The organism is Alteriqipengyuania abyssalis (assembly GCF_019857185.1).
Classification (GTDB): domain Bacteria; phylum Pseudomonadota; class Alphaproteobacteria; order Sphingomonadales; family Sphingomonadaceae; genus Alteriqipengyuania; species Alteriqipengyuania abyssalis.
The window spans coordinates 345,359-357,364 of record NZ_JAHWXP010000003.1 but is presented as its reverse complement, the minus strand read 5'-3'; the positions used below and the strand labels follow the sequence as shown (position 1 = coordinate 357,364).

Sequence of the window (12,006 nt, the reverse complement as noted above, 5' to 3'; positions counted from 1 at the left end):
ACGTGCCCGTGGCTTTGTCAGCCAGTCGCGCCAAAATCCGTCGAGGGAGAAGACGCTAGCCGGGGATTGTGCCAATCTCCCCTTGCTGGCCCAGAAAGGCTGCGCGATCGAGATGGCCGGTCGCCCTGAGCAGCGCGGCCTGCGCCATCAGCACGTCGCTGCGCGCGCGGGCGAGGGCGAGCTGAGCAGAGCGATAACTCTGTTCGGCAAGCAGAATGTCGATCGTCGAGCGCAGGCCGAATTCATACTCCGCGCGCACCCCGTCGAGCGCGATCTGTGCAGCCGCCAGCCCGTCCCTGCTTGCCTCCTCGCGCTGTCCGGCTGCCTGAAGCGTCGCCCAGGCCGTTTCGACGGCGCGCATGGTTTCGCGCAGCTCGGCTCGCACCGCGTAGCGATCGGCACGAGCAGTCGCCTCAGCTTCGCGCACTCTCGAAGCCACCAGCCCGCCGGTCAGCAAGGGAATGCGCAAGGTCACGCCGACGCTTGCAGCATTGTCATAGCCCCTCAGGTCACCGCCGATTTCTTGCACGCCGCGGCCATAGGCCCCCGCAAGCTCGACACTCGGCGCACCCTCTGCGTGGGCGCGGTCGATCCGGGCTTCGGAGGCGTCGACGATGCGCAGGCGTTCCAGCAGGCGGGGATTGGCAAGCTCGGCATCGGCGCGCGCATTGGCGAGGTCGGCGGGAAGCATTGCGGGTGGGGGCACATCGTCCTCCAGCGCGCCCGGTTCCTCTCCCACCACCGCGCGATAGGCGGCCCGTGCGCTGGCAAGAGCGGCCTCGGCATCGGCGAGATTGGCGACGACGCTCGATCTCTGGGCCTGCAATTGCGCGACGTCGGTCTTGGTCGCTTGCCCCAGATCGAAGCGCGACTGGGCCTCGCCCACCTGCCGGTTGAGCCGTTCGATCCCGATCCGCGCGACCTCGACTGCTTCCTGCGCGAACAGCAGGTCGGCATATGCTGTTACCACCTGCTGGAGCACCGCCGCCTCTCTGTTGCGCACCACCTGTGCGCCCGCCGCGACATCCGCCGTGGTTGCGCGAACGGAGGACGCTACGCGCCCGCCGGTCCAGATCGGCATCGCCGCCTGCAGATCGGCGCTACCCGCGCTGCCGTAGCCGAGATCGTCATAACCAGCTCCTGCAACGGCAGAGAGTGTCGGCCGACCCTCGGCTCGGGCCTGCTCGGGTGCTTCCTCAAGCGCCTCCTGCCGAGCTTGCGCCTCGGCCAGCGTGGGGTTGGTGGCGTAGGCCGCCGCAATCGCATCGCGCAGCGTGTCCGCTTGCGCAGGTGCCGCGCCCACCAGCGCGACCCCTGCGAGCAATACGGCTCTTGTCATGATGCCTCTAGTCATGGCGCAGCGCCCATGCCGGAGCGGTACGGCTCGCGCGGAGCGACTGGCCAAGGACGGTGAGCACCGCGATCGCGATCGCGACCAGACTGGCCCCGATGAAAAACAGCGGAGAGAGGGTGATCCGGTCATCGAAGCCTGCCAGCCAGGTGCGCATCGCAAAATAGGCGAGCGGCCATGCGATCAGGTTCGCGATCAGCACGGGACGCATGAACTGGCCGACCAGCAGCTTGACGATATCGGTTGCCGAAGCGCCCAGCGACTTGCGGATGCCGATCTCCTTCACCCGGCGCGCGGTGTTGAAGGAGGCGAGGCCCCACAGCCCGACCATCCCGATCAGCACCGCCAGTCCTGCACCGATGGCGAACAGGCGAGCGGTCCGTTCATCATCCTCGTAAAAGGTCTCGAGCCGTTCGTCGGTGGTTTCCATCCCCAGCGGGAGCGCTCCTGCACTTTCCTGCCACGCCGCGCGCACCGCCTCCTTCACGGGACGCGGATCGCCGGTGAACCGCAGCGTGGCGATAGCGAAATCGGGCAGTTCGCTCTTGTAGACGTAGAATGTCGGCCCGATCTCGGCGCGCGCAGAGGTGTAGCGAACATTGTCGACCACGCCGACGATGGTGCGCGGTCGGTCTCCGCCGACGACCTTGCCGATCGCGTCTTCCGGCGAATCGAAGCCCATCACGGGCACGGCGTTGCGGTTGATGACGATGTTGAAGTTGCCTTCATCCTCCGTTTCGGTCGCATCGTCGCGGCCGAATTCGGAGCTGAACACCCGGCCCGCCACGGTCCTGATGCCGTAGGTTTCGAAGAACTTGTCCCCGATATCGATCTTGCGGACACTGGGCCCGGGGCCGGGCACGCCGGGCAATTCCATGTTTTCGCCGGTATTGCTGCCGCTGCCGCCCACTGCCATCGTCGCCGCGGTGACCGAGGTGACTTGCGGGATCTCACGGAAGCGCGCCATCAGCGTACCCTTGGCGGCGTCGTCCAGTCCAGGATCGTTGAAGGTGCTCAACACCAGCAGGCCTTCGCGCTCGAAACCCAGATCGGCATTCCGGATGTAGCTGGTCTGCGCCATCATCACCGCAGTGCCGATCATGAAGGCGATCGATAGGCCGAACTGGAACACCACCAGAGCCTCGCGCACCCGGGCACCGCCCCTGCCGCCACCCGGTGAGCGCGACGAGGCAAGTACGGCGGCCGGCTGGAAGCGCGAGACGACCATGGCCGGATAGAAACCGGCGAGCGCGCCGGCGACGATAGCCAGCACGACCAGTGCAGGGACGACCAGTGCGTAGGGAATGTCGAGCGACAGCCCGCCCGTGGCATTCACGAAGGGCAGCCCGAGCTCTGCAAGGATCAGCCCGCCGAGCGATGCGATCGCGACCGTGAGGATCGCTTCACCCATGAACTGGCGCATCACCTTGCTGCGATCCGCGCCCAACACCTTTCGCATTGCGACCTCGCGCGCCCTCAGGCCCGCACGTGCGGTGGCGAGGTTGATGTAGTTGGTGAGCGCGATCAGCAGCGTGACCAGTCCGACAATGCCGAGCGTCGCAACGGTCTGGCGCAGGCTGTCCGCTGTCCCGAGATGAAAGTCCGCAATGGGTTCGACCACGTAGGACAGCATTTCATCGGGGTTCTCGCCGATGCCGTCGCCGTGCTGGCGAATGAAAGCAGGCATCTTTTCCAGGAAGCCCTGCACATCCGCGGCCGTCTCGAGACGAACATAGGTAAGCGCAGTCAGGGCGCCCAGATTGCGCTCCTCCGCGATGATCGTCGGCGAGGTGGATTGGACGATCGGGATCAGGATCGAGAAATCGAACTGGGTATTTGCCGGCAGATCTCGAACGACCGCGCCGACAGTGTAGTTGGTCGGGCCTTCGTCGTGCGAGAGCGTGATGGTCTGGCCGATCGGATCGCCCGAGGGAAAATACCGCTCGGCCGCAGCTTCGGTCAGCACGGCGTTCCGCGGTGATTTAAGCGCGTCGCGCGAACCTGCCGCCAGCTCCAGTCGGAAAAAATCGAGGAAGCCCGGATCGGCGGGCGCGATGTTCTCTGCTGTCCCGGCGCCGTCACGGATCACACTGCCATAGGCAGGCATGATATTCGTCCCGACAAGCTCGGGATCGGTCTCCTTGAGCATGTCGAGCAGCGCCCACGGCGTTTGATAACTCACGCCGTCGAACGGGCTTCCGGGCAGGTTGAAGTCGCTCTGCACCATGTAGAGATTTTCGTGATCCGGAATCCAGCGGTCGTAGCTGGTCTCGAACCGGACATAGAGGCCCAGAACGATAAACACGGCGATCCCGATCGCCAGCCCCCCGATATTGAGCGCGGCGTAAAGCTTGTGCCGAGTGAGCGAGCGATAGAGCGAGAGCAGGGCGAAACGGTTCATGAATGCGTCCTCCTCAGATCGCGCGCATGGCGCTGGCGACGATCCGGCCGTCGAGCATGTCGATCCGGCGTTTCGCCATATCGGCATGGCTGGGGGAGTGGGTGACCATCACGATGGTCGCACCACCGGCGTTGAGTGCGGTGAGGATGTCCATCACCTGCTCCCCATTGGCGGTGTCGAGATTGCCGGTCGGTTCGTCGGCGAGGATCAGCCTCGGCTGGCCCACGATCGCGCGGGCGATCGCGGCGCGCTGTTGCTGGCCGCCCGACAGCTGGTGGGGGAAATGGCGCGCACGGTGGGCGATGCTGACCGTGTCCATCGCCGCAGCGACCCGCTCCGCCTTGTTGCCGGACACATCCTTGCGATAGGCGAGGCCCAGCGCGATGTTCTCCTCGATCGTCAGCTCGTCGATCAGGTTGAAGCTTTGGAAAACGAAGCCCAGCTGCGCAGCGCGGAACTTCGCCAGCGCCTGCTCGCCCATGGCAGCAAGGTCTTGGTCGCCGAACCAGTAGTGGCCCGAGGTCGGCCGGTCGATCGTCCCCAGCGTGTTGAGCAGGGTGGATTTGCCGCAGCCCGACGGTCCCATAATGGCGAGGAATTCGCCCTCCGCCACCTCCAGGTTCACATCGACCAGCGCGGTCGTTTCGACTTCGTCGGAGGCGTAGCGGCGTTCGATATTCTCGAGCTTGATCACGAAATTCATCCCTCTTTTCAGCGGATATTGATGGTGTCGCCCTTCACCCGGGCGAGATTGCTGGTGACGATGCGCTGGCCCGGTTCGAGGCCCGACCGGATTTCGACCTGGCGCGGGTTCCGGCGGCCCAGGGTGACGGAGACCCGGCGGGCATGCTTGCCATCGGGATCGATCACGAAGGCCGCGGAGCCGCCTTCCGTCAGCCATCCGCCCGTAGGGGCGATCAGCGCGGGCTTTGCCGCGCCGAGCGTGATCCGCACGTCGAGCGTCTGCCCGCGATTGAGATCCTGTTTCGGCATTGTTTCGAAGGTCAGCTCGACGCGGAAGCGGCCATCGGTGACGGTCGGCAGAACCTTGGACACGGTCAGCTTTGCACCATCGGAGGTGGTCGCTTTCTGACCAACCTCGACCCGGCCGAGGTAATATTCGTCGACCTCCGCCTCCAGCTTCCAGTCACCTTCGCTGTCGACCTGTCCGGCAGGATCGCCCGGCGCGAGCGTCTGCCCCGGCTGGAGTGGGAAATTGGTCAGCCGTCCGGCCATCGGCGCGCGGATCGTCAGCGCATCGAGGCTGCCGCGCACGGCGGAGAGATTGCGCTGTAGCCGCGCGCGGGTGGCGTCGAGCATGCGGCCCTGTGTGGCGGTAATCCCCGCTTCGGTGGCGCGGCCCTGGCGCAGCTGGGCGAGACGCTGGGTCTGGTAATCAACCTCTTCCTGATAGCTCTTGACTCCGGCATCGGAGACGAAGCCCTTGTCGTGCAGTTGCTGACGGATATCGAGCTCGCGCCGTGCGCGGACCAGATCGTACTCCGCCGCCGCGACTTGCCCCGCGCGATCGACGCGGGAGCGCTGGATACCCAGGTTTTCGCCCGCGACACCGCCCAGCTGGCTGGCGATCTGCGCTTCCTGGCTGAGCACGGTGAGTTCGAGATCGGGATTGGCTAGCCGGGCGAGCGGTTGGCCCTTGGTGACCAGCGCGCCATCCTGCACGAACAGCTCTTCCACCTGACCCCCGCTCATCACACCGACGAGGGTGGTCGTGGCGGGCACCACGCTCGCGCGGACCGGCAGGTAATCGTCGAAGGCGGCACGGGTTACTTCGCCTGTCTGGATGTCGTCCGCATCGACATTGGTCGAACCGCTCGCGGGGATCGCGCGCCACCCGACAAAGGCGATCGCGATTACCGCGATGGCGATTAGCAAACGCTTGTCGCGCCACCACGGCACCTTCTTCTTTTCGACCTTGCGATCCATCGCGGCACCGGGTGCGGGCGTAGACAAATTGTTGGACTGTTCGGCTGTGTGCGTCATCATGTCGCCAGTATCGCCGAACAGGGCTGAAAGACCTAAGTCACTATGATCGCAAGAAAATCCAGCAGCGCCTCTGCATCCGAGCGTCCGTCGCCGGACACTGTGTCCGCAAATGGACAGCAGGGCGAAGCGTCAAGCGCAAAAGCGGGGCTGGCGATTCTGCTGATCGACGACCGGCCGGAAGTCGCCAGCGCGATGGAGATCGCATTCCGCATGGCCGGGCACAGCCTGACGGTGGCGCATGGGCCGGAGGAGGCGTTCTCGCAGCTCGCGCGGTCTCGCTTCGATGGGATCGTGCTCGACCTCAATTTCACCCCGGGGAAAAGCGACGGCAAGGAAGGGCTCGCCTGTCTCGCCCGGATCATGGCGGACGACCCGGCGGCGTGTGTCGTGGTGCTGACCGCGCATGGCGGGGTGCGCATGGCGGTCGCCGCGATGCAGGCGGGTGCGCGCGACTTCGCGGTCAAGCCGTGGAACAATGCTGACCTGATCGGAAAGGTGGAAGCTGCCGTGGCGCGCGAACCGACCGCGCCCGCTGCGGGCGGAACTCCTGCCGACCGCAACATGCCGCCAGCGCGCATCCTTGGCGAAAGTGCGCCGATCGAGGAATTGCGCCAGCTGATCCGCTGGGTTGGGCCGACGATGGCGGGCGTCGCAATCACCGGACCTTCGGGGGCAGGGCGGATGCTGACCGCGCTCGCCGTGCATGCCGCTTCTGCGGATGCGCAGAACATGCCGCTGCGGATCGATCTGCGCGAGGAAGGCGCGCTCGACGCGATCGGGGACACGTCGGGCAGCGTGATCCTGCGCTATCCGGACCGGCTCGGCGAACTGGCGCAGGATCGCCTCGCCGCAAGACTCTCCGAGAACATCCGCCCGATCGCGATCGTCGACCGGCCCGATGCGCTGACCCCTGCGCTTCGCAGAAGGATCGCGACGATCGAGCTTGCTATACCTCCTCTCGCGCAGCGGCGCGCGGACATCCCCATCCTCGCACGCCATTTCGTGACCGATGCAGCGATCCGCTTCGGACGCGCTATCCCGCGCATTACCGAAGCTGCCGAGACGGCCTTGCGTGAGGCGGACTGGCCGGGCGAGGTACGAGGGCTCGCCGCGGAGATGGAGCGTGCGGTGCTGCTGTGCGATGACGGAACGATCGATACCGCAGCCTTGTCGATCGGTACGCCCGTTGCGGCCAGCGCTCCTGCCGAGAACGACGCGCCCAGCTTCGATCTCGACCGCACGGAAAAGGCGATGATTGCCGCCGCGCTGGCGGAGCATCATCACAATGTCAGCCATGCTGCCAAGGCACTCGGGCTCAGCCGGGGGGCGCTGTACCGCCGGATGGAGCGCCACGGGCTATGAGGTTGTACCACGGGCGCGGGTGGCGTGCGGCGGGTCTGGGGCTGGCGCTGCTCGCGAGTGCAATCGTGGCGACCTTCGCCTGGTACACCGGTCGATGGGGGCTGCTGACCGGCGGGGTGCTGGCGGGGATCTGGGCCCTCGCGCTCGCGTGGTGGAACGCTGCGCTCGTCCCTCCGCGCCCGCTTGCAGAGGGAGGCGAGGCAGAGGATGCAGACGCAGCCGTGCATCGCCTGTTGCTGGACGCTGCGCCGACCCCGTTGCTGGCGCTCGATCGCGATACGGCCCGCGTGCTCAACCGCGCGGCGCGCGCGATCTTCGGCGCCGACGACCGGATCGTGCCGGCCCCGCCCGGGCTGCTCGATCCTTCGGCACCCACCTTTCGCCACGAAGGGCGCCTGTGGCGGATCGACCGGGTGGAGGCGTCTTCGGGCGTAACGGTTGCCGCGCTGATCGATGTCGAGAGCGAGGAACTGGCTGCCGAGGCGCGCGCCAGTGCGGACCTGATCGAAGTGCTGGGGCACGAGCTGCTCAACGGCCTGTCGCCGATCGTGTCGCTGGCCGAGAGCGCGCAGACCGCAGCGGCGCAGGAGCCGGTGGACACCGCCCTGCTGGCAGAAATTCTCGGCCCGCTTGCACGCCGCGCCGAAGGCTTGCAGCGCTTCGCGACCGATTATCGTGCGCTCGCCCGGCTGCCCGAGCCGATCCTTGCACCCTCGTCACTCGATCAGTTCGCGCGCGATCTGGCGCAGCTTTTCGCGCAGCGGTGGCCTGCCACGAAACTCATGCTGGATATCGGCGCGGTCGAGCAATGGCGGATGGATCGCGATCAGCTGCACCAGGCGGTCTGGGCGCTGCTCAACAACGCCGCCGAAGCCACCGGCGCGACCAGTGAACCGCGCGTTACCCTCTCCATCGATCGTGAGGAGAACCGGCTTGCGATTACCGTCACCGATAATGGCGTCGGGGTGGACCCGGAAAGCGCGGGGCTGATCTTCCGGCCTTTCCACACGACCAAGCCGAAGGGGTCGGGGATCGGGCTGTCGCTCGCCCGCCAGATCGCACGCGGCCATGGCGGATCGCTGGAGCTGACGGGGGCGAACCCGACCGCGTTCAGGATCAGCCTCCCGGCAGGAAATCCCGCCGATTGATTGACCTGAAGGGGGCTTTCGGTCTCATGATGGCGAAGAGTACTGAGGGCGCTGTCAGCAGCCCATCCACACAAGGCAAAGAGCCCGCATATGACGACAACCAGCCAGTTCCTGGTCCAGAAGGACAATATCCGCGAAGGCCGTATCGACACGCGGGAAGTGCCGCCGCTCGGCGATGGAGCGGTCCTCGCGCGGATCGACCACTTCGCGCTGACCGCGAACAACGTCACCTATGGCGTGATGGGGGATCGCATCGGATACTGGAAGTTCTTCCCGGTCGAAAGCGAGGGGGAGGGCGTGATTCCGGTATGGGGTTTTGCCGAGATCGTTGAATCCGCGCATCCGGAGGTGCCGGTTGGAGAGCGGATCTACGGCTTCTTCCCCATGGCGAGCCACCTCGTCATGCAACCGGCGAAGGTCAGCGAAGGCCGCTTCGTCGATGGCGCGCAGCATCGCGCGGGTCTGCCGCCGGTGTACAATTCCTACACCCGTGTCGGGGCAGAGCCTGATTACGACGGCGACCTGGACGATGCGCACATGGTGCTGTTCCCGCTCTATGCGACATCCTTCTGCATCTATGACTTCATGCAGGACCATGACTGGTACGGAGCAAGTCAGGTCGTCGTGCTGAGCGCGTCGTCCAAGACCGCGATCGGGTGCGCCTATGCGATCGCCGCCGATGCGTCTGCGCCCAGGAGCGTCGGCGTCACCTCGCCCCGCAACGTGGCGTCGGTCGAAAAGCTGGGCCTCTACGACGAGGTCCTGACCTACGACTCGCTGGACGATATCGACGCGAGCATTCCGACCGTCATCATCGACATGTCGGGCGATGGCGGCGTGCTCGGGCGGCTGCACGATCATCTGGGCGACAGCATGAAATACACCTCCAACGTGGGCGTCACCCATTATGACGCGAACACCATGCCGCCCGGTTTCATTCGGGAGCGCAGCGAGATGTTCTTCGCGCCCGGCCATATCCAGAAGCGCCACAAGGAGTGGGGCCCGGGCGTGTTCGAAAAGCGCGCGCACGACTTCTGGAAAGACACCGCGCTGAAATCGCGCGATTGGCTGACGATCCACCGCGAGCAGGGCGATGGTGCCGTGAAGCAGGCGTGGAGTGCAGTCGCCATGGGCAAGACCCCGGCGGACGAGGCGTGGGTGGTCGGCTTCTAGAGCTGCCCGATCCTCACCTGTCTCATGGCGCCCAGGCCTCATGGATCGGAACAGCGCATTTGCGTGGGGAACCGCTCCGAGTGGCTGTCCTAGCCTCTAGAAGACGGCATGCTCGCCGCGCTCGGCCTGCGCCTCTCCGCTGAGCAGCTGCGCGTAATAGTCGAACAGCGTTTCGGAGCCGGTCGAGGGCGTCGCCTCGGCATCGTAGAAGCCGGTTTCGGGGTTCAACACGAGCATGGACTCGGTCGCGTAGTAGCGTCCGATGCGCGCAAGTTCGGCCTTGGTTCTAAGCGAAGGGACGACGCGCCCCATGGTGCCGAGCATCAGGACGATAGCATCCAGCAACGCGACCGGCACATGTTTGAAGCGCGGCGGCTGTCCGAGCATGGCGAACAGCGCCTCCCCCTGCATGCGCGGCGTGATCGCCGGTCCCGGGCCACCGATCGGCAGGATGCGGTTGCGCCGCTCTGGGTTGTCGATGCAATCGGCGAGGTATGCGGCAAGGTCGCCGTCGCTGATCGGCTTGCAGGCGGTCAACGTGCCGTCCCCGAACATCACGAACGGCTTGCCCTGCCGCACGCGCTCGACCTGCCCCGACAGTGATTTGAAGAAAGCTGTAGGGCGCACGATGGAATAGTCGATCCCCGATGCGATCAGCGAGTGTTCGAATGCCAGCTTGGCTTTCTGGAAAGCCAGTTGGGGCTTCTGCACGCAGATCGCGGACAGCAGGATCATGTGCGGAATGCCCGCCGCCTGTGCCTGTCGCAGAGCGTCCAGATGGGCGTCGTGGTCGATCCGCCAGGCATCGTCCGGTGCGCCGGTACGCGATGCGAGGCACGAGAGCACAGCATCGAACCTTTCGCCCCGGATGCCGTCGCGCGCCAGCGAAGCCGGGTCGGTCACATCGCAGGCGCGAAGCTGTGCCCCGGAGAGGTGAGGAGGCGCGGATCGCGCTGATGTGCGTCTCGCCAGACAGACCACCTCGTGCCCGCGCGCGACCAGTGCGCGCACGGTTGCCCGCCCGATCGTGCCGGTCCCGCCAAGGACGAGAACGCGACGCGGCCGCCCACCATATGTTCGATCGGCCTGCATCGGATCAGGCTACGCGATACCGCGGCAGGTGGCGAGGAATTGCTGACGCAGTCCCTGAGTCAGGACGTCGCGAGTTCCTTCAGCGGGGTACCGGTATCGGCGACCGCCTTGGGGTCCGGCGAAACGCCCTGCTCGACCAGCTTCCGGCCTTGGACGAAATCCTTCATCGCATTGACGCAGTCGAGCGCGATCACCTGTCCATCGCGCAGGTAGACGACCGAGAAGGAGCGGGCGGCAGGGTCTCCGCGCAGCACCGCCGCGTCGTAGCCTGTCGAGAGACCGGCGGTCTGAAGCTTCAGGTCATACTGGTTGGACCAGAACCACGGGAACGCGGCATAATCCTGCGGGTCGCCGCAGATCGCCTTCGCCGCGGCGGTGGCCATGTCGTTGGCGTTCTGCACGGACTCGATCCGCAACACCGCATTTTGAGCCCACCGGCTGCTATGGGCAGCGCAGTCACCGATTGCAAAGACGTCCTCCAGCGAGGTGCGGCATGATCGGTCGACGTCGACGCCGTTCGAACACACCGCGCCTGCCTTCGCCAGCGGCTCGACCGAAGGCACGATCCCGATCCCGACGATGACCAGGTCGGCGTCGATCGCGCTGCCATCGTGCAGACGTACGCGTGCGACCCGGCCATCCTCGCCCTCAAGACAGTCGACCATCGTCTCGAGCCGCAGATCGACCCCGTGGGCGCGATGCTCGGCCTGATAAAAGGCACTGAGTTCCTCGCCCGCCACACGTGCAAGAACGCGCGGCTGGGCTTCGAGCAGCGTGACCTCGCAATCGAGCTTGCGCAGCACCGCTGCCGCTTCCAGCCCGATATAACCGCCACCGACCACCACCGCCCTCTTCGCGCCATCGGCGAGCTCGCGCATAAGGGCATCGACATCGCTGCGGGTGCGCACCGCGTGAACGCCCTTCAGGTCCGCGCCCGAGCAGGTCAGCGCGCGCGGCGCGCCGCCGGCGGCCCAGATCAGTTTGCTGTAACCGATGCTCTCGCCGTCCCCCAGCGCCACCTCGTGCATTGCAGGGTCGATCGCGACGACCTCGGTGCCAAGGCGCAGCTCGATGTTCTTGTCGCTCCAGAACTGTTCCGGACGGATCAGGATACGCTCGAACGGCTTGTCGCCGGAGAGATATTCCTTGGACAGGGGGGGGCGCTCGTAAGGAAGTTCGCTGTCCCGACTGACCATCAGGACCGATCCTTCGAACCCGTTCTGCCGCAGCGCGATAGCTGCCTGCGCTCCCCCATGGCCCGAGCCCACGATGATGACGTCTCTGGTTTCCATTGCAGACTGCCGTGGGCTTCCGTTTCGATTGAGATGCAAGGTCGTGAAAGGTGGTTATAAGGACGACCGCCGGAATTTTCGCCTCACCAAACAACCTGGTTGGCGAAGCAGACCGCACTGACCGCGCCCGATTCCATCGGTCAAATGCACTGCGGCTGTTTCAGGGCACGCGCCCCGCGT

9 protein-coding genes are annotated in these 12,006 nt (G+C 65.8%); 3 read left to right on the top strand and 6 right to left on the bottom strand.

The annotated features are described in order from the left end of the window. Positions 1-55: 55 nt before the first annotated feature. The 4 genes from KYN89_RS11550 to KYN89_RS11535 are packed head-to-tail and all read right to left on the bottom strand — an operon-like array spanning position 56 to position 5,759. A complete protein-coding gene (locus KYN89_RS11550) occupies positions 56-1,339 on the bottom strand; it encodes a TolC family outer membrane protein (RefSeq protein ID WP_222825196.1) in 1,284 nt (427 codons plus the stop codon). Positions 1,340-1,346: 7 nt separating this feature from the next. Continuing rightward, entirely contained in the window at positions 1,347-3,752 is a 2,406-nt protein-coding gene (locus KYN89_RS11545) for an ABC transporter permease (protein ID WP_222825195.1), read from the bottom strand. A gap of 13 nt (positions 3,753-3,765) precedes the next feature. After that, a complete protein-coding gene (locus tag KYN89_RS11540) occupies positions 3,766-4,455 on the bottom strand; it encodes an ABC transporter ATP-binding protein (RefSeq protein ID WP_248285193.1) in 690 nt (229 codons plus the stop codon). An 8-nt stretch (positions 4,456-4,463) separates the two neighbouring features. Further along, positions 4,464-5,759 (bottom strand): efflux RND transporter periplasmic adaptor subunit, encoded by a 1,296-nt coding sequence (locus KYN89_RS11535; protein WP_248285192.1) that lies wholly within the window; start codon positions 5,757-5,759, stop codon positions 4,464-4,466. Positions 5,760-5,858: 99 nt separating this feature from the next. Between KYN89_RS11535 and KYN89_RS11530 the strand changes: the two genes are divergently transcribed. From KYN89_RS11530 to KYN89_RS11520, 3 genes are all read left to right on the top strand, one after another. Further along, complete coding sequence (locus tag KYN89_RS11530; RefSeq protein ID WP_222825193.1) at positions 5,859-7,121, top strand: sigma-54-dependent transcriptional regulator; 1,263 nt, start codon at positions 5,859-5,861, stop codon at positions 7,119-7,121. Further along, positions 7,118-8,269: a sensor histidine kinase gene (locus tag KYN89_RS11525; protein ID WP_222825192.1), complete on the top strand. Its 1,152-nt coding sequence runs from the start codon at positions 7,118-7,120 to the stop codon at positions 8,267-8,269. Before KYN89_RS11530 ends, KYN89_RS11525 begins: the two co-directional genes overlap by 4 nt. A 90-nt stretch (positions 8,270-8,359) precedes the next feature. Further along, on the top strand, positions 8,360-9,442 hold the full coding sequence (locus tag KYN89_RS11520; protein WP_222825191.1) for a DUF2855 family protein: 1,083 nt from the start codon (positions 8,360-8,362) through the stop codon (positions 9,440-9,442). 96 nt (positions 9,443-9,538) lie between these two features. On the opposite strand, the gene KYN89_RS11515 is transcribed toward KYN89_RS11520, so the two are convergent. Beyond that, positions 9,539-10,534: an NAD(P)H-binding protein gene (locus KYN89_RS11515; RefSeq protein WP_222825190.1), complete on the bottom strand. Its 996-nt coding sequence runs from the start codon at positions 10,532-10,534 to the stop codon at positions 9,539-9,541. A 59-nt stretch (positions 10,535-10,593) separates the two neighbouring features. Beyond that, on the bottom strand, positions 10,594-11,826 hold the full coding sequence (locus tag KYN89_RS11510) for an NAD(P)/FAD-dependent oxidoreductase (RefSeq protein ID WP_222825189.1): 1,233 nt from the start codon (positions 11,824-11,826) through the stop codon (positions 10,594-10,596). Between the last annotated feature and the right edge of the window lie 180 nt (positions 11,827-12,006).

Coding starts and splice junctions, on each gene's coding strand:
- KYN89_RS11535 (WP_248285192.1), bottom strand. CDS start 5,759: ATGATGACGCACACAGCCGAACAGTCCAACAATTTGTCTACGCCCGCA.
- KYN89_RS11545 (WP_222825195.1), bottom strand. CDS start 3,752: ATGAACCGTTTCGCCCTGCTCTCGCTCTATCGCTCGCTCACTCGGCAC.
- KYN89_RS11520 (WP_222825191.1), top strand. CDS start 8,360: ATGACGACAACCAGCCAGTTCCTGGTCCAGAAGGACAATATCCGCGAA.
- KYN89_RS11515 (WP_222825190.1), bottom strand. CDS start 10,534: ATGCAGGCCGATCGAACATATGGTGGGCGGCCGCGTCGCGTTCTCGTC.
- KYN89_RS11510 (WP_222825189.1), bottom strand. CDS start 11,826: ATGGAAACCAGAGACGTCATCATCGTGGGCTCGGGCCATGGGGGAGCG.
- KYN89_RS11540 (WP_248285193.1), bottom strand. CDS start 4,455: ATGAATTTCGTGATCAAGCTCGAGAATATCGAACGCCGCTACGCCTCC.
- KYN89_RS11550 (WP_222825196.1), bottom strand. CDS start 1,339: ATGACAAGAGCCGTATTGCTCGCAGGGGTCGCGCTGGTGGGCGCGGCA.
- KYN89_RS11525 (WP_222825192.1), top strand. CDS start 7,118: ATGAGGTTGTACCACGGGCGCGGGTGGCGTGCGGCGGGTCTGGGGCTG.